Source organism: Streptomyces sp. NPDC005878, from assembly GCF_040629815.1.
Lineage (GTDB): Bacteria > Actinomycetota > Actinomycetes > Streptomycetales > Streptomycetaceae > Streptomyces.
On record NZ_JBEXWK010000046.1, the window covers coordinates 1 to 16,308 of the forward strand.

The 16,308-nt window shown below is 74.0% G+C and carries 19 protein-coding genes, 1 tRNA gene and 1 riboswitch; of the genes, 11 read left to right on the forward strand and 9 right to left on the reverse strand.

Going from position 1 to position 16,308, the window contains the following annotated elements; genetic code table 11:
• Nucleotides 1–445: 445 nt before the first annotated feature.
• Together ABZ404_RS37745 and ABZ404_RS37750 are read right to left on the reverse strand one after the other, a co-directional pair.
• Nucleotides 446–1,015, reverse strand: a complete 570-nt coding sequence (locus tag ABZ404_RS37745) for a hypothetical protein (RefSeq protein ID WP_358991611.1) — start codon at nt 1,013–1,015, stop codon at nt 446–448.
• Nucleotides 1,015–1,614, reverse strand: a complete 600-nt coding sequence (locus tag ABZ404_RS37750; RefSeq protein ID WP_358836569.1) for a hypothetical protein — start codon at nt 1,612–1,614, stop codon at nt 1,015–1,017. Before ABZ404_RS37750 ends, ABZ404_RS37745 begins: the two co-directional genes overlap by 1 nt.
• Before the next feature lie 88 nt (nt 1,615–1,702).
• On the opposite strand from ABZ404_RS37750, the gene ABZ404_RS37755 reads away from it, so the two are divergent.
• Nucleotides 1,703–2,206 (forward strand): GNAT family N-acetyltransferase, encoded by a 504-nt coding sequence (locus ABZ404_RS37755; protein ID WP_358836568.1) that lies wholly within the window; start codon nt 1,703–1,705, stop codon nt 2,204–2,206.
• A 101-nt stretch (nt 2,207–2,307) separates the two neighbouring features.
• Here the strand turns inward: ABZ404_RS37755 and ABZ404_RS37760 are convergent, their stop codons facing one another.
• Nucleotides 2,308–4,362, reverse strand: coding sequence for an MFS transporter (locus ABZ404_RS37760; RefSeq protein ID WP_358836567.1), 2,055 nt, complete (start codon nt 4,360–4,362; stop codon nt 2,308–2,310).
• A 196-nt stretch (nt 4,363–4,558) separates the two neighbouring features.
• On the opposite strand from ABZ404_RS37760, the gene ABZ404_RS37765 reads away from it, so the two are divergent.
• Both ABZ404_RS37765 and ABZ404_RS37770 read left to right on the forward strand, forming a co-directional pair.
• Entirely contained in the window at nt 4,559–5,521 is a 963-nt protein-coding gene (locus ABZ404_RS37765; RefSeq protein WP_358836566.1) for a peptidoglycan-binding protein, read from the forward strand.
• Nucleotides 5,522–5,744: 223 nt separating this feature from the next.
• Nucleotides 5,745–6,410 (forward strand): HAD-IA family hydrolase, encoded by a 666-nt coding sequence (locus tag ABZ404_RS37770; RefSeq protein ID WP_358836565.1) that lies wholly within the window; start codon nt 5,745–5,747, stop codon nt 6,408–6,410.
• Nucleotides 6,411–6,572: 162 nt separating this feature from the next.
• Here the strand turns inward: ABZ404_RS37770 and ABZ404_RS37775 are convergent, their stop codons facing one another.
• A complete protein-coding gene (locus ABZ404_RS37775; protein ID WP_358836564.1) occupies nt 6,573–7,154 on the reverse strand; it encodes a TMEM165/GDT1 family protein in 582 nt (193 codons plus the stop codon).
• A gap of 346 nt (nt 7,155–7,500) precedes the next feature.
• On the reverse strand, nt 7,501–8,238 hold the full coding sequence (locus ABZ404_RS37780; protein WP_358836563.1) for an ABC transporter permease: 738 nt from the start codon (nt 8,236–8,238) through the stop codon (nt 7,501–7,503).
• Between the two features lie 257 nt (nt 8,239–8,495).
• Between ABZ404_RS37780 and ABZ404_RS37785 the strand changes: the two genes are divergently transcribed.
• The 3 genes from ABZ404_RS37785 to ABZ404_RS37795 all read left to right on the forward strand — a co-directional run bounded on the left by ABZ404_RS37785 (nt 8,496) and on the right by ABZ404_RS37795 (nt 10,763).
• Nucleotides 8,496–9,149, forward strand: coding sequence for an HNH endonuclease family protein (locus ABZ404_RS37785; protein WP_358836562.1), 654 nt, complete (start codon nt 8,496–8,498; stop codon nt 9,147–9,149).
• A 338-nt stretch (nt 9,150–9,487) separates the two neighbouring features.
• On the forward strand, nt 9,488–9,970 hold the full coding sequence (locus ABZ404_RS37790) for a DoxX family protein (RefSeq protein WP_358837733.1): 483 nt from the start codon (nt 9,488–9,490) through the stop codon (nt 9,968–9,970).
• 151 nt (nt 9,971–10,121) lie between these two features.
• Complete coding sequence (locus ABZ404_RS37795) at nt 10,122–10,763, forward strand: VTT domain-containing protein (RefSeq protein WP_358991614.1); 642 nt, start codon at nt 10,122–10,124, stop codon at nt 10,761–10,763.
• On the opposite strand, the gene ABZ404_RS37800 is transcribed toward ABZ404_RS37795, so the two are convergent.
• Nucleotides 10,747–10,977, reverse strand: coding sequence for a DUF2277 domain-containing protein (locus ABZ404_RS37800; RefSeq protein ID WP_358837732.1), 231 nt, complete (start codon nt 10,975–10,977; stop codon nt 10,747–10,749). The genes ABZ404_RS37795 and ABZ404_RS37800 overlap by 17 nt on opposite strands.
• 67 nt (nt 10,978–11,044) lie before the next feature.
• On the opposite strand from ABZ404_RS37800, the gene ABZ404_RS37805 reads away from it, so the two are divergent.
• On the forward strand, nt 11,045–11,488 hold the full coding sequence (locus ABZ404_RS37805) for an RNA-binding S4 domain-containing protein (RefSeq protein WP_358837731.1): 444 nt from the start codon (nt 11,045–11,047) through the stop codon (nt 11,486–11,488).
• 136 nt (nt 11,489–11,624) lie between these two features.
• Nucleotides 11,625–11,909 carry a hypothetical protein gene (locus ABZ404_RS37810; RefSeq protein ID WP_358837730.1) on the forward strand — a complete coding sequence of 95 codons (285 nt, stop codon included), beginning with the start codon at nt 11,625–11,627 and terminating at the stop codon, nt 11,907–11,909.
• A 111-nt stretch (nt 11,910–12,020) separates the two neighbouring features.
• On the opposite strand, the gene ABZ404_RS37815 is transcribed toward ABZ404_RS37810, so the two are convergent.
• Both ABZ404_RS37815 and ABZ404_RS37820 read right to left on the reverse strand, forming a co-directional pair.
• Nucleotides 12,021–12,839: a CbtA family protein gene (locus ABZ404_RS37815; protein WP_358835661.1), complete on the reverse strand. Its 819-nt coding sequence runs from the start codon at nt 12,837–12,839 to the stop codon at nt 12,021–12,023.
• Nucleotides 12,840–12,856: 17 nt separating this feature from the next.
• Nucleotides 12,857–13,078, reverse strand: coding sequence for a CbtB-domain containing protein (locus ABZ404_RS37820; RefSeq protein WP_358835660.1), 222 nt, complete (start codon nt 13,076–13,078; stop codon nt 12,857–12,859).
• Between the two features lie 33 nt (nt 13,079–13,111).
• Nucleotides 13,112–13,247, reverse strand: a riboswitch (cobalamin riboswitch).
• Between the two features lie 88 nt (nt 13,248–13,335).
• On the opposite strand from ABZ404_RS37820, the gene ABZ404_RS37825 reads away from it, so the two are divergent.
• Nucleotides 13,336–13,899, forward strand: coding sequence for a histidine phosphatase family protein (locus tag ABZ404_RS37825; RefSeq protein ID WP_358835659.1), 564 nt, complete (start codon nt 13,336–13,338; stop codon nt 13,897–13,899).
• A 70-nt stretch (nt 13,900–13,969) separates the two neighbouring features.
• Here the strand turns inward: ABZ404_RS37825 and ABZ404_RS37830 are convergent.
• Nucleotides 13,970–14,041 (reverse strand) — tRNA-Val (locus ABZ404_RS37830).
• Between the two features lie 201 nt (nt 14,042–14,242).
• On the opposite strand from ABZ404_RS37830, the gene ABZ404_RS37835 reads away from it, so the two are divergent.
• Nucleotides 14,243–15,637 (forward strand): hypothetical protein, encoded by a 1,395-nt coding sequence (locus ABZ404_RS37835; protein WP_358835658.1) that lies wholly within the window; start codon nt 14,243–14,245, stop codon nt 15,635–15,637.
• Nucleotides 15,638–15,725: 88 nt separating this feature from the next.
• The gene (locus ABZ404_RS37840; RefSeq protein WP_358835657.1) at nt 15,726–16,286 is read left to right on the forward strand and encodes a DUF4383 domain-containing protein; all 561 of its coding nucleotides are present in this window, start codon (nt 15,726–15,728) and stop codon (nt 16,284–16,286) included.
• Nucleotides 16,287–16,308 lie beyond the last annotated feature (22 nt).

Here is a 16,308-nt window from a genome sequence, read left to right on the forward strand (position 1 = left end):
GGCCCCTCCCGGGGCTCCGCCCCGGACCCCGCTCCTCAAACGCCGGAGGGGCTGGAATGCCGTGCCTCGCCGGGGAGGCAGGAGGTGCCTGCTTTTAGGGGCGCGGGGAACTGCGCGACCAGCCACCCACCGGCCCGCAGGTGAACAGGAGCCGTGCCGGGCGAAGCCGTGGTGGCCGGGTGGCACGGCTGGGTGTACCCCGTCCGCCTAGGGGCGCGGGGAACTGCGCGAGCAACCCGCCACAACCGTCCGACTACATCCGGAGGTCCACCCAAGCACGCCCGCCCGAGCCGGGAAATCCGGCTCGGGCACGGGCACCCAGGGGCGCGGGGAACTGCGCGACCAGACCCCCGCAACCGTCCGACTTCGTCCGGGGGTCCGCTGGGGCCGCGCCCCTGAGGGGGTTCACCGCGGCCCGAGACGCAGCCTCAGCCACCACCCGGCGTTACAGCTCCAGCATCCGCTCCGTCAGCTCACGGCACTCCCGCAGCGCCAGCCGCAACTCCTCCGTGTCGCCCTTCGCGGACAGATCCCGTCGGCGTTCCTTCACGAGTTCCGCGATCCGCGCGGCCGTCTCGCCCAGTACGGCGTCCGCCTCCTCCACCGACTTGCGGGGCTCGTCGACGAACCCCGTCACCGCCCGGTGCAGCCGCAGCGCCCACTTGTCGCGCTCCTCCGTGGGGAGCAGGGCGGACGGCGCGAGTTCGGCCGGCGGAGGCGGCGCGGGCTGCTCGCCCGGCACCATCGCCGAGGCCGAGGCCGAGGCCGACGCGCCCGTGCCCGGCTCGGGGACGCTCAGCCCCGGCTCCGGAGCCCGACCCGCCGCACCGGACCCCGGCACACCCGCACCGGAACCCGCACCGGAACCCGCACCGGCATCCCGTACCCCCGGGTCGGACGCCCGTACCGCCGGGGCCACTTGGGGCGCGGCCGGGGCCGCGGCCTCGTCCGGGCCCCGTTCGGACCGGGGCGCCGCCCCCGCGCCCGCTGCCGCCGATTCGTCGTGGTGCCGCATCACACCGCCCCCTTCGCATGGCGCCGCGGCAGAACCGGGCGGCGCGCCGGCTGGGCGTGGCGCGGCCCGGCCGTCAGTAGCTCCTCGAACAGGCTGCGGGCCTCGATGACCGCCTCCCGGATCTCCTCGGTGTCACCGGTGCCCCGCGCCGCGCGGTGCACCCGGCGGTAGCCGTCGAGCTGCCCGGCGTGGTGCACGGACAGCGCCGCGATCTGCTCCTCGTACGCCTTCGCCGCCGGGAAGCCCCGCTCCTCGGCGAGCGCGGCCACCAGCTGGTCGGCCGCCTCCGCGGCCCGCCGCGGCGAGTCGACGAACTGCTCCTGGATGCCCGCCCAGCGCGCGAGGTAGTGCTCGCGGACCTCGGGCGTCAGCGGACGCTCGGAGAGCGAACCGTGCCGCTTCAGCCGCTCGGTGAGTTCGCGTTCGGCGGCCCGGCGGTCCCCGTCGTGCAGGACGACCGCCCGGTCGTATTCGGGACCGAAGCGCTTGCGCAGCCCGCGCCCCCCGGTCGCCGACCCGCGCAGCGCGAACCGGACGACGACGGCGAGCACGGCGAGGGCGAGCACCGCGATCAGGACGACAATCACGATCGTGGACATGTGTGCCTTCCCGGTGAGTTGGTCCTTGTCCGCCGGGTTGCCTGGAATTCGGTGGCCAAACGGTGCCTGCGTCGGGTAGGCAGACGCCATGAGTTGGATCATGAACCGCGAGCCGTACGACTCCCCCGACGCGGCGCTGCTCCGCCGCGAGTACTACGACGAGGTGGCCAGCCGCTGGTACGGCCGCCCGGCCACCGCCGAGGAGATCGAGCAGGGCCTGGCGGACGACGGCGCCGACCGGCTGCGGCCCCCGCTGGGCGACTTCGTGGTCGGCCGCCGCGACGGGGTGGCCGGCGCGTGCGGCGGGGTCCTGCTCTGCGAGACCGCCCCGGTCATCGACGGCTCCGCCCCGGCCACCGCCGAGTTGACCCGCGTCTACGTACGCCCTGACCTGCGCGGCACCGGCGGCGGCGCGGCCCTGCTGACCGCCCTGGAGACGGCCGCGCGCCGGCTGGGCGCGCGCCGCGTGGCCCTGGACACCCGCCATGACCTGGTCGAGGCGCGGGCGCTGTACGCGCGCAACGGCTATCGCGAGATCGATCCTTACGCCCAACGCCCGTACGCGGAACGGTGGTTCGCCAAGGAGCTGTGAGCGCCGGAGCGGGGAGGCGCACCGCAACGAAGCGCCCCCCGCACCACATGCGGCACCCCGCACCGCATGCGGCACCCCGCACACCACATGCGGCACCCCTCTCACCGCATGTGGTCGCGGTGCGGCCGCGGCCCCCGCGGCAGCTCCCCGTCCGAGCCGGACAGCTCGGCCGTCAGCTCCTCCACCAGCTTGACCAGGTCGGTCGGGCGCTCCGGGCCCCACCAGTCGCCGAGCAGTTCCGCCAGCGACTCCTCGCGGGCCCGGCCGAGCAGCAGGGCGGTCGCGCGCCCGCTCTCGGTGGCGACCAGCACCCTCCCCTCGCGGCGGGCCAGCCCGCGCTCCTCCAACTGCCGCCCGCCCTCCGTGATCACGGTGAGCGGTACGGGCGTGTGCTCGGCCAGGGCCGCCGGTTCGGCGGATCCGTGCCGCTGCACACGCAGCAGCAGCCAGCTCGCGGCGGGCAGCAGGTCGAGGCCGGCCCTGGCGGTGATCTTCTCGTAGACCGCGCGCCGGCCCTCGCGGGTGCCGAGCACCGACAGCGCCCGCGCGCACTCGTCGTACGACGAACGCTCGACGGGGTTGGACGCCACGGTCTGGCTGGCGTCGGGCGCGGTGACCGCGCCCCGCAGCTTGTCCTCGCGCAGGAACCAGGCGATGGCGAAGGCGAGCAGCGTCACCGGCACCGCGTAGAGGAAGACATCGGTGATCGACTGTGCGTACGCGTGCAGCACCGGGGGGCGCAACGACGGCGGCAGTTGGGCGATCGTGCGCGGGTCGGCGGCGAGCTGCGAGGGTCCCGTGCCGGCCGGGGGTTCGCGGCCCGCCAGCGCGTCGGCGAGTTTGCCGTTCAGCCGGTTGGTGAAGACCGTGCCGAAGATCGCCACGCCGAACGAGGCGCCGATCGAGCGGAAGAAGGTCGCCCCGGAGGTGGCGACGCCGAGGTCGGCGTAGGCCACCGCGTTCTGGACGACCAGGACGAGCACCTGCATCACCAGGCCGAGCCCGGCGCCGAAGACGAAGAAGTACAGGCTCATCTCCCACGTGGAGCTGGCCTCGGTGAGCCGGTGCAGCAGGAGCAGGCCGACGGTGACGATGGCCGTGCCGGCGATCGGGAAGACCTTCCACCGGCCCGTACGCGACACGATCTGGCCGGACACGGTCGAGGTCAGCAGCAGCCCGAACACCATCGGCAGCATGTGCACGCCGGACATGGTGGGGGTGACGCCCTGGACGACCTGGAGGAACGTCGGCAGATAGGTCATCGCGCCGAACATCGCGAAGCCGATGACGAAGCTGATGACGGCGACGAGCGTGAAGGTGCGGATACGGAACAGCTTCAGCGGAAGGACGGGCTCCGCGGCTCTGCGCTCGACGGCGACGAACGCGCCGAGCAGCACCGCCCCCAGCACCGCGAGCCCGATGATCTGCGCCGAGCTCCAGGCCCAGGTGGTACCGCCGAGCGAGGCGACGAGGACCAGGCAGGTGGCGACGGAGGCGATCAGGAAGGTGCCGAGGTAGTCGATGGTGTGGCGGGTGCGGTGCACGGGGATGTGCAGGACCGCCGCGATCACCAGGAGCGCGACGACGCCGACCGGCAGGTTGACGTAGAACACCCAGCGCCAGCTGAGGTGCTGGGTGAAGAGCCCGCCGAGCAGCGGGCCGAGGACGCTGGTCGCGCCGAACACGGCGCCGAACAGGCCCTGGTACCGGCCGCGTTCGCGCGGCGGGACGAGGTCGCCCACGATCGCCATGGACAGGACCATCAACCCGCCGCCGCCCAGGCCCTGGAGCGCCCGGAAGGCGATCAACTGCCCCATGTCCTGCGCGATCCCGCACAGCGCCGAGCCGACCAGGAAGATCACGATGGCGGCCTGGAACAGCTTCTTCCTGCCGTACTGGTCACCGAGTTTGCCCCACAGCGGGGTCGCGGCGGTGGAGGCGAGCATGTACGCGGTGACGACCCACGACAGGTGCTCCATCCCGCCGAGCTCGCTGACGATGGTCGGCAGGGCGGTGGAGACGATGGTCTGGTCGAGCGCGGCCAGCAGCATGCCGAGGAGCAGCGCACCGATGGCGACGAGCACGGTCCGCCGCTCGTGCCCGGCGCCGGGCCCGCCCCCCGGGGAGAGTGCGGTGGGGGCCGTTTCCTGAGCCATGGGCCGCCCCTCTCTGTCGCCGTCCGCGGGCCGCCTCCCTCCATCCTGATAGCAATGTCCGAATATGGCCTGCCGGGCAGCCCGGGGCCGCCTCCGACGCCCCGCCCTGGACCTGCATAATCGCAGGCAGCTCAAGGGGAGGGGACCCAAGATGACGGGACACGCATGTCCTGAATGCGACGCCTACGGCGAGCCCATGGACAGCCCGAACTGCGCCTGCCCGGCACCGACCCCGCCGGAGGACTTCGACCCCCTGCGCATCAGGCCGTACGTAACCCTGAACCCCCTGAACCACACCCCGGCCACACCCCCGGGGGCGCAGGGAACGGCGCGGCCGGCCACAGACAACCCGCACCCGACGAACCACACCCCGGCCGCACCCTTCAACACCGATCACCCCATCCCCCCAGGGGCGCGGGGAACTGCGCACCCAGCCCACGACGACCGGCACCCGACGAACCACGCCCAGTCCCCAGGGGCGCGGGGAACTGCGCGCCCAGCCACAGACAACCCGCACCCGACCACCGGCAACAGCAACCGCACCCACACCCGCACCCGCACCCGCACCCGGAACCGCCCCCTCTGGCTCACCCTCGCCGCCGCAGCGATAGCCACCACCGCCTTCGCCACGAACGCCCTCCTCGGCGGCGGCGACGGCGACGAAGCGGGCGCGGCCACCACCGTCAGCACCGCCCCGTACACAGAAGCCACCCCCACCTCCACCTCCTCCGCACCGAGCAGCCCCCACACCCCCCGCACCCCCACCGGCACCACCTCCCCCCGCAAGCCCTCCCCCTCCCCCACCCCCACCCGTACGGCCAAGCACCAGCCGACCCCCACCCAGCCCCGCCGTCCCGTCGCACCCGCCGCGACAACCCCGTCCCAGATCACCGGCACCGTCGACACCACCACCACCGCCCCGGCCCCGCCCCCCGCCACCGCCCCCGTACTGCGCCGTGGCGACAGCGGCCCCGAGGTCGCGGAACTCCAGGACCGGCTGGCCCAGTTGACGATCTACAACGGGAGGATCGACGGCCGCTTCACCTCCAAGACGGAGAACGCGGTGCGGACGTACCAGTCGTACATGGGCCTCCAGAGCGACCCCCCGGGCGTCTACGGCCCGGAGACCCGCAGGGCCCTGGAAGCGCAGACCTCCTAGGGCGGCCACAGGGGCACCCGCCCCGGGCACCGGGCACGGGCCCCGGACGCCGGCCCCGGGCGCCCACCCCGGGCACCCCCGCACGCCCCCGCGTCCCCGCGTCCCCCGGTTGGACCATTCCACCCTTTGTTTTGTATCGTGATGGAACAAAGTGGTTCCGCCCGTATTCCCTGACCGGCGGGCGGAGCCACTTGTCTCCGCTCCCGCACCCAGGAGTCCGCCGATGACGGCCACGCCCACCACCCTCACCGCCCGCGCCCTCCTCCTCGACATGGACGGCACGCTCGTCAACTCCGACGCCGTCGTCGAGCGCTGCTGGCGCCGCTGGGCCGTGGAGCACGGGCTGGACCCCGAGGAGGCGCTGAAGGTCGTCCACGGCCGCCAGGGCTACGCCACGATGGCGGTCCTCCTCCCCGACCGCCCGATGGAGCAGAACCTCGCGGACAACCGCGTGATGCTCGCCGAGGAGACGGCCGACACCGACGGCGTCGTCCCGGTCCCGGGCGCCCCCGCCTTCATGGCCTCCCTCGCCGGACTCCCGCACGCCCTGGTGACCTCGGCGAACGAGCCGCTGGCCCAAGCCCGGATGGGCGCGGCCGGACTCCCGGTGCCGGCCGTACGCGTCACGGCCGAGCACGTCGGCGCGAGCAAGCCGGACCCGGAGGGCTTCCTCAAGGGCGCCGCCGAGCTGGGCTTCGACCCGGCGGACTGCGTCGTCTTCGAGGACTCGCAGGCGGGTATCGAGGCGGGCCTCGCGGCGGGCATGCGGGTCGTGGGCGTGGGCCCCCGGGCGGCGGCCCACCACCCGACGACGCACGTCCCGGACCTGACGCACGTCACGGTGACGCAGGCCCGTACGGGGGAGCTCACCCTCACGATCACGCCGTAGCCGGGGCCCCCGGGGGCCGTCCGCGGGGAAGCCCCCAGGGGACGGCACCCCCGGGGGCGCGGGGAACCGCGCGACCAGCCACAACGGCCCGCAGCCGAAAGCCACCCAGCCAGCCCCCGGCCCCGCCCCGCCCCCGTCCCCGCCCCCAGGGACACGCGCGCGTCAGCCGGTGACCGCCTCGAACAGGCTGACCCCCGCCAGCGCGGCCATCAGCGCCGCCGCCACCTTCGTGATCAGCCGCAGCGGTACGTACTTCATCAGCGTGCGCCCGCCCACGATCCCGAGCCCCGCGACCGCCCACAGCGCCAGCACCGCGCCCAGCCCCACCGACAGCGGGCTGTCGTACCGGGCGGCCAGGTTCGCCGTCATGATCTGCGTCAGGTCCCCGAACTCGGCGACCAGGATCAGCATGAACCCCGCCCCGGACACCTTCCAGAACGACTGGTCGGCCGGGGCCCTCACCCCGTCCTCCTCCTCGTCCTTCTTGAAGAGCAGCATCGCCGCGCCCGCGAGGAAGAGGACACCCACGATGGCCTGGAGCAGCCGGTGCGGCAGCAGGGTCAGCACGCTGCCCGCCGCGATGGCCAGCGCCACGTGCAGCAGGAAGGCCGCCGCGACGCCGACGAACACGTACGACGCCTTGTAGCGGGTGCCGAGCATCAGACCCGCGAGCGCGGTCTTGTCGGGGAGCTCGGCGAGGAAGACCACACCGAAGGTGATCGCCAGGACGGTGAAGCTGAACACGGAGAAGTTCCTCAATCGGTCGGGCGCGGCGCGGCCGTACCGAGAGCGTTTCGCGAAAGGGAATCCGGGGTCGCTTCGGCACGGCAGCGCCATGAAGCAATCACGGACATGGACACTGCGGCCGAAGGTCTCGCTGGCTGACCCTCGCGGGCCTGCCTCCGGGCGCCGGCCGGTCGCTCCCTGGGGAGGTTCCAGCAGTATGTCGACGGTCCGGCGAAGAGCTACTCCCCTTCTGCTCGTCCAGGATACGTGACCCCGGCCCGCACCCGCAGGGACCAAGGTCCCCTCCCCCCATCCGGACGCACCGCGCCCGCCGCACCGCGCCCCGCACACAGCTCCCGCCGCGTCACCCCGCCCGGTGCACCCTCCCCCGCGCCACCAGCTCCAGCACCACCGAGACCGCCACCGCCTGTACCGCCATCAGCGCGACCAGCACGAACAGCTGCACCGCGCCCGCCTGCACCGGTGACGCCCCGCCGAGCAGCATGCCGACGAACGCGCCGGGCAGCGTGACCAGCCCCACGGTCCGCGTCTGGTCGAGCCCGGGCAGCAGCGCGTCGGAGGCGGCGGGCCGGGCCACCTCGAGGCGGGCGTCCCGGTCGGGAAGGCCGAGCGCCATCCCCGCCTCCACCTCCCCGCGCCGCACGGTCAGCTCGTCCAGCGCGCGCCGCCCGCCCAGGACCGTCGCGGTGAGCGCGCCGCCGATGAGGATGCCGGTGACGGGGATGAGCGCGATGCCCCTGACCGGGACGAGCCCGGTGAGCAGCAGCACGCCGACCACGGGTGCCACCCCGGCGGCGATCGGCAGCGCGGCCCACCGCCAGGTGGTGTTGGGCGTCAGCCGCCGCCCGGCCGTACGCGCCGCCACCGCGTACATCAGCAGCAGGAAGCAGAGCAGCAGCGGCACGGAGCCGACCACCCAGCGGATCGCGCTCGCCACCACCGCGAGCTGGACGGCCGCCCGCACCCCCGCGACCAGGATCTCCCGCGCCCGGCCCAGCCGCGCCAGTGCGGCGACACCGGCCGCGACCAGGAGCAGTACGGCGAGAACGACCCCGAGCGTGACATTCACGGGCAGCAGCACGCGCCCACCGTACGCCGGGGAAGGGGCCGGGAAAGGCCTCCGCACCAGGTGGCGCATGCCCGGCATACAGGGCGTCAGTTCCCTTGCGGGACAAGGGTGATCAAGGAGGACGGGAAGCGCCGCAGCCCTTGATGTGACGTGCCCATGTCGTCACTCTGTTACCTGGCGCCCACCTGGCCGAAACCCGGTGCCGCCACGATGACCGGGCCGCGCACCCCCGCGCCCGGCCAAGGTCCCCCCACATCAAGGGAGTTCGCATGTCAGGTGTCTACGCGCGTCACGCCGCCAGGATCTCCGCGCTCACCGCCTCCGCCGCCCTGCTCGCCACCGCGGGCCTGCTCGCCGCCCCCGGCGCCCAGGCCGCACCCCCCGCCCCGGTCAGCGCCGCGACCGCGCGCGGCTATCTCGCCGCCATGCCCGCCACCGCCGAGGGCTCGTCGGACGGCTACAGCCGCTCCAAGTTCCCGCACTGGATCACCCAGTCCGGCACCTGCAACACCCGCGAGGTCGTCCTCAAGCGCGACGGCAGCAACGTCACCACGGACTCCAGCTGCGCGGCGACCGGCGGCAGTTGGTACTCCGAATACGACGGCGCCACCTGGACGGCCGCCGCCGACCTCGACATCGACCACGTCGTCCCGCTCGCCGAGGCCTGGCGCTCGGGCGCGAGCTCCTGGACGACCGCGCAGCGCCAGGGCTTCGCCAACGACCTGACCCGGCCGCAGCTGATCGCCGTCACCGACAACGTCAACCAGGCGAAGGGCGACAAGGACCCGGCCGAGTGGCTTCCCTCGCGCACGGCGTACCGCTGCACGTACGCCCGGATGTGGGTGGACGTGAAGCACTACTACAACCTGACCGTCGACTCCGCCGAGAAGTCCGCGCTCCAGTCCGTGCTCAACGGCTGCTGACAGCCCGGCGGCCCGGACAGCCCGCGGCCCGGACCAGCGGACCTCCGCACCGGACCTCCCGCACCGCACCTCCTCCCCCGCCCTCCCCGGCGCCCGTCACGGCGCCGGGGAGGGCGGCGGCATATGCAGACCCCGCGCCGCCACCGGGCCACCCCCCGTGACCCCGCGGCCCGGCGTGTTTGCCACATGTCCCGTAGGGCCCCCGTAAAGATGAATTCCAGCCAACATCAACCGGAATTGAGTCATCTACTTAAACTTGAACTTGCAAGCACTAGTCAGGTCTACCTAACCTGATGGCTCCACGGCCCCGTCCCCCACACCGAAGGAGCCCGTCCCCCATGGCTTCCCCCACCCTCGTCGCCGCGCTGCCCGTCGAGCGCGCCAAGCCCTACGTCCTGGGTCTCTTCCGCATCGTCACCGGCTTCCTCTTCGCCTGCCACGGCGCCGCCTCGCTCTTCGGGTGGTTCGGCGGCGCGGCCGGGACCGGCGGCACCGTCGCGACCGGTGCCTGGCCCAACTGGTACGCGGCCGTCATCCAGCTCGTCGGCGGCGTGCTGATCATGGCCGGATTCCTCACCCGCCCGGCCGCCTTCCTCTCCTCGGGCTCCATGGCGTACGCCTACTTCGACGTCCACCAGTCCAGCGCGCTGCTCCCGCTCCAGAACGGCGGCGAGGCGTCCGCCATGTACGCCTGGGCCTTCCTGCTGCTCGTCTTCACCGGCCCCGGCGCGCTCGCCCTCGACGGGCTGCGCCGCGGCCGCGCCACCGCAGGCGCGCCGAACGCCACCGCCACCGCGGCCCCCGCGGGCACCGCCCGCTGACGCACCGGCACCCGCGCGGCCGTCCCTCGGCCCGCCGGTCGCTTCCCACCCCCGAACGGAATCCCCACGCGCCCCAGGCGTACGCTGTACGGCTGTACAGCGACCCGGCCGCGGACAGCGGCAGCGGGACGCATTCCGTTCGGGGGTCGTGGTGCTGGAGAGTGTGGGGTTGCTGACCGGCAGCCCATGGATTTATGCCGTGGTGACTGTCTCCGTCCTCCTCGACGTGTTCCTCCCCGTCCTGCCCAGCGGGGTCCTGGTGATCACCGCCGCGACCTCGGCGGCGGCCGGGTCGACCACCGCCGCGGGGGCCCCGCACGCCATACGCGACGTCCCCGACCTGCTGCTCCTCGCCGCCTGCGCCGCCGCGGCCTCCGTGCTCGGCGACCTCGTCGCGTACCGCCTCGCCTGGCGCGGCGGGGCGCGGCTGGACCGCGCCATCGCCCGCTCCCGCCGGCTGACCCGCGCACAGGAACGTCTCGGCGCCGCCCTGAGCCGGGGCGGCGGCGCACTCGTCGTCATCGCCCGGTTCGCCCCGGCGGGCCGGTCCGTCGTGTCGCTCGGCGCGGGCGCGGCGCACCGCACCCCCAAGGAGTTCCTGCCGTGGTCCGCCCTCGCCGGGGTGGCCTGGGCCGGATACAGCGTCGGGCTCGGCTACTTCGGCGGACGCTGGCTCGGCGCGACCTGGCTGGGCACGGGCATCTCCGTCCTCGCCCTGTTCGCCGCGGGCTCCCTCGCCGCCTACGTCATGCGCCGCCCCGCGCCCGCGGGCGCGCCTACGCCGGCGTCCTGACCGGCACTCCCCGGATCTCCAGGCCCTCCAGCAGCTCAGCCGTGGCCCGCGCTATCTCGTCCACCGCCCGGTCGAAGACCTCCTGGTTGTGGGCGGCCGGCGCCCGGAAGCCGGACACCTTGCGCACGTACTGGAGAGCCGCCGCGCGGATCTCGTCATCGGTGGCCTCCTCGGGGAGGGCCGGCGGCCTGAGTGTCTTGATGCTTCTGCACATGCCTCAAGTGTGACGGGTACCACTGACAACGGTCTCGGTGGACGACCGCCTCGGTAGAGTCGGAGGCATGGCGGCAGCAGACGAGGCGAAGGCAGAGCGGGCCGGGGCGCCGGGCACACCGGCGGTGGCGCCGGCACCGGTGGGGCCCACCCAGCCCGTGCGCATCGACAGCTGGATCTGGTCGGTCCGGCTCACCAAGACGCGTTCGCAGGCGGCGACGGCCTGCCGGGCCGGGCACGTCCAGCTCAACGGCGAGCGCGTCAAGCCCGCGCACACCGTGAAGCCGGGCGACGAGGTGCGGCTGCGCCTCGACGGGCGGGAGCGGATCGTCGTGGTCGCCAAGGTCATCCGCAAGCGGGTGGGCGCGGCCGTCGCGGCCGAGACCTACGTCGACAACAGCCCGCCGCCGCCCGCCCGCGCGGACGTGCTGGCCGCGGGCGTCCGCGACCGGGGCATGGGCCGCCCGACCAAGCGGGACCGCCGGGAGATGGAGCGGCTGCGGGGGCTGTAGGGGTCCGTGGAGTTCACAGGGGTCCGCGGGGCGCCGGCTCGTACATAACGCGCAGGCCAACTCCCGCCGCCGCGGAGTAGCTTGGAGGGCGCCGGGGGCCAGGGGAGCCCCCGATCCGTCCCCAGAGGAACACGCCATGATCCTGTTGCTTCTCGTCCTGGCGCTGGTCCTGTACGGCTTCGGCTTCAGTCCCGGCGGCGTGGTGGTCTGCGTCGCCGTGGTGGCCGTACTCTTCAGCGCCCGGCGCCGTGGCCGCTCCACGGCACCGTCCGGCGGCTCGTCCGGAGCCGGTGGAGCCGGCCGCGGCACCGACACGGACTACCGGACCTATCGCGCCCGCCGGGACCAGATGGCCCGGTGGGAGCGGCGTTACCGCAGAGAGCGGCACATCCGTCTGTTCTCCGCGCGCCGCCCCGACTGACCGAGCGCCACCGGGCGCCGCCGCCCAGCGCGGCGGGCGGCCGGGCACGATCCACGCGCGCGAGGGCCCCGGACCGATGACGGTCCGGGGCCCTCGTCCATGCGGCGCCGGTCAGTGGGCGGGCGCGGCCTTGCCGTCGACGCCCTGGACGCTTGGGACGCCCTGGACGCTTGCGGCGGTTTCGGCCGGTGTGCCCGTGCCCCCGCGTTCGGCCCGGGCGGGCCCGGGCACCAGGAGCCGTTCGGCGAGGTGGCCGAAGACCAGTCCGAAGCCGGTCCACAAGGTGGCCTGGATGGCGAGCGCGGCCAGGCGGAACTTCCACAGCAGCATCGCCGGGAAGTCCTTGGGCACCTCGTTGACGGCGGGCAGGAACGCGTACGCGAGCCCCACGGCGGCCAGGAAGGCGGCCGAGGCGGCGACGGTGGCGTTCCAGTTGCCCAGGCGCGGCGCGAGCCGTCTGCCGAGGAGTACGGCGGCGACGGCGAGCAGCACGCTCAGCGCGATCATCAGGAAGTACAGGGCGGTGCGTTTGCCGATGGTGTCGGGGTCGCCGACGGACGGCGGGTTCGCCGGGTACTTCAGGAACGGGACGACGTAGACGGTCAGGAGGGCCCCGAGCGAGACGAACGCCGCCGTGGCGCGCGGACCGAACCGGCCGATACGGCCGAGCGCGACGCAGAACGCGAGCGCGGCGATACCGCCGATGGCCACGCCGAACACGAGCACACCGGTGGCGAGGCCGCCGGTGGCCTGGAGGGTGCGGCTGAACACCTCTTCGCCGTGCTCGTGGGCGTGCGCCTCCTCGAAGTCGATCGCCGCGTCCACCCGGGGCTCACCCAGGAGGTACGCCACGACGAGCGCCAGGGCGCCCGCCGCGAGTCCGGCGATCATGCCCCGCACCAGCAGGGCTCTGACGGACAGGGAGTTCACGTGTGGTTCCCCTGGTCTCAGTGGCAGGGGAAGCCGAGCAGGTGGCGTCCGTCGTGCAGCCACTCGTGGACGTTCTCGCCGGAGAAGACGCTGGTGGCGCCCTGCTCGGAGCCGACGAAGTAGAGCAGCACCAGCATCAGGATGCCGAAGAAGAGGGCCCAGGGAGCGATGGCCTTGAGCGAGATGGGGGTGATGGCCGGCGTTGCTTCGGCGCTGGGCGCAGGGGCGGAGAGAGCCACGGCAGAACCTCCTGGGGAACACGCGTCCCGGTCATTGGTGCCTTTGTCGACGGTGGTGGGTCTGACTTCCCCGTCCCCGCCCCCTGTTGGGGGCCGGCCGGGTTCACAGTGGCGCGACCGTGCCGGAATCTCACCGGGCTTCCTTCACACCGTCTTTATGTCGACGAGACCGTACCGCGTGGCGGACCGCGCCGCTACGGCGCGCGGGGGCGCGGCCCCCGCGCCGCGTGCGTGAACGGCCGTGCTCTGCTTGTCCCATGACCGTACGCGTGATGTTGATCTCACCCCCGGCCGACCGCTACGCGCGCGAGGCGAGAGTCGGCGACGACGCGGCCTGCCCGGACGAGGACGCCCTGCGCCGGGTCAAGGACGCGGTGGCGGCCCTGCCGGTGCCGGCCCGCCGGCTGAAACCGCCCTCCTCCCGCTACGCGTTGGCGGACGGCCTGCCCACCGGCGACGAACCGGCCCTGGCCGACTGGGACCTGGGCACCTGGCGGGGGCGGCGCCTCGACGAGCTGAGCGCCGAGGAGCCGACGGGGGTACGGGCCTGGCTCACCGATCCCGCGGCGGCGCCGCACGGCGGGGAGAGCCTGCTCGCGCTGGTCGCGCGCGTGGGCGCGTGGCTGGACACGCTGCCCGCGGCGGGCGGGCGCGTCCTCGCGGTCGCCTCCCCCGCGGTGGTCCGCGCGGCCGTCACCCACGCCCTGGCCCTGCCCCCCGCCTCGTTCTGGCGGCTGGACGTGGCCCCGCTGACCCTGACCGAACTCTCGGGCCGCTCGGGCCGCTGGAACCTGCGGTGCGGGCGCCCGGCGGGCGGCTGAGAGCCGGTCCTCGGGGCGCCGGGCACGCCGAAGGCCCCCGCCGTGGTCGGCGGGGGCCTTCGGTTCCGGGTGGGCATGGACGGTTTCGAACCGCCGACATCTGCTTTGTAAGAGCAGCGCTCTACCCCTGAGCTACACGCCCGTGGCATCCGTGGATGAGGGAACAGCGTACATGGCCCCCCGGGCGGGGCCGCAAACCCGTTCGCGGCGGCGGGGCGGGCGGGTGGTGGTGGCGGTGGTGGGAGGGGGCCGCTGCGGGCGGGTGCGAACTAATCGGCCGGTGTGTTCGTCCTTACCTGGTGGGAGAATGAACCGGCAGGCGGACACGGCACGGGAGAGGGATGTGACGGCGACACACGCGCGGCCGTACAGCAGAGCGGGTGCCATCGTCCCCGGTGCCGGAGCGGGAGCCCGGCGGACCCTCGCGGACGCGCTCGCGCTCGTCGCGCTGCCGCTGGTGCTCGGGGCGGCGCTGCTGCCCGGGGCCTTCGCCGGCGGCGGGACGCGGCGGTGGTTCGGTGGGCGCGGGGAGAGCGTCCGGGCGGACGCGCAGGCGGCCAAGGACGCGGCGGCCGCCGCCTTCTACGAACTGGACACCGCCCAGCGCGACCTGCGGATCTCCATCGAGACGATCACCGCCGTGGACAGTTCGCCGCGCGCCCGCAAGGCCGTGGACGACTTCGCGGCGCTCGGCCGGCGGATCGACGAGGTGAGCAACGACTACATCACCGCCGTCGACGCGCACGACCTGGACCGTGACGACCTGGACGCCTCGGTGGCCGCCCGGGCCCGGGGCGAGCTGACGAAGGCCAAGGACGACCTCGTCCGGGTCAAGGGCGAGCTCGACCGGTTCGAGCAGAGCCTGGGGCCGCTGCTCTCCACCGCCGAGACGCAGCTGGCCCGCCTCGCGCCGGCCGTGGAGCGGGCGCGACAGGCGCTCCTCGCCGCGAGCACCGCTCTCGATTCGGTGCGGGCGTCCGGACTGCGAGCGGACGATCTCGCCGCCCGGCTCGCCGCGCTCGGCCCCGAGCTGACCCGGCTCAACCAGGGCGCCGGACAGCACGGCGTGCCCGAGACCCTGGAGCGGGCCGACCGGGTGCTGAGGGAGGCCGAGGGCGTGCGCGCCGAGGCCGACCGGCTGCCCGAGCGGGCCGCGGAGATCGACCGCCGGCTGGTCTCGCTGCGCACCCGCGCGCAGGCGCTGACCACCCGCGCCGGGACCGTCGAGCCGGTCCTCAGCGAGCTGCGCCGCCGCTTCTCGGCCGCCTGCTGGCAGGACCTCCAGCAGGTCCCCGACCAGGCGCTGGTGAACGTCGCGCAGGCCGAGGAGAAGCTGAAGGAGGCCGCCGCCGCGCGCGCCGAGCAGCGCTGGGCCGACGCCACCTCCCGGCTCAGCACGGTCAGGGCGCTCCTGAACGCCACGGACGAGGCGGTCTCGGCCGCCGGGGACCGGCTGCGGCGGCTCGACGCCGTGGCGAAGGACCCGCAGCAGGAGATCGAGCGGACGCGGTTCGCGATCCGGGACGCGCAGCGCCTGGCGATGGCGGGCCGCTCCACCCCCGACCCGCGGCACGCCGCCCCGCTGGACGGGGCCGTGGCGCGCCTGGAGCGCGCGATCGCCACGCTGGAAGGCCGCCACCCCGACTACTGGCACTTCCTCACCGAGACCGAGGAGGTCCGCCGCGCGGCCGCGGGCGTGGTGGCCCTGATCCGCGAGGAGCGGGGGCACGGGGCCTGAGCGCCGTCACGGGGCGTCACCGGAGGAGTTGTCGCCCCCGCGTCACGGGCGGATCCTTGGGGGTACGGACGAGACGAGGAGGCCGCCCATGGCCACCCAGCCGCTTCACCACCTGCGCCACCCGCGGCGCGCGCCCCACGTGTCCCTCGACGAGCACCTGCCGGTCGACCACCGGCTGAGCCGGGTGTACCGGTTCGGCGCCGGGCTCATGGGGCTCTTCCTGCTCGTCTTCGGCATCCTGGGCCTCACCCACAACATCGGCTTCTTCGACACCGGCGGCAAGGAGGTCGCGGGGCTGAGCACCAACGGCACGCTCAGCGTGATCTCGATCGTCGTGGGGGCGCTGCTGCTGTACGGCATGGTCAAGGGCGGCAACGTGGCCTCCTGGATGAACATGTCGCTCGGCGTGCTCTTCCTGATCAGCGGGTTCGTGAACCTGGCCCTGCTCGACCGCGGCTCGGCGAACTTCCTCGCCTTCAAGATGCAGAACGTGATCTTCAGCTTCCTGGTGGGCCTGGCGCTGATGGTCTTCGGGATGTACGGCCGGGTCGGCAGTGCCCTGCCGCACGACAACCCGTACTGGCGGGCGCGGCGCGAGGCGGAGGCGCGCTCGGAGCCGGGGGCCGTGCGGGAGCGGCCCATCCGCTGAGGCGGCGGGCCGCGAACGGCTC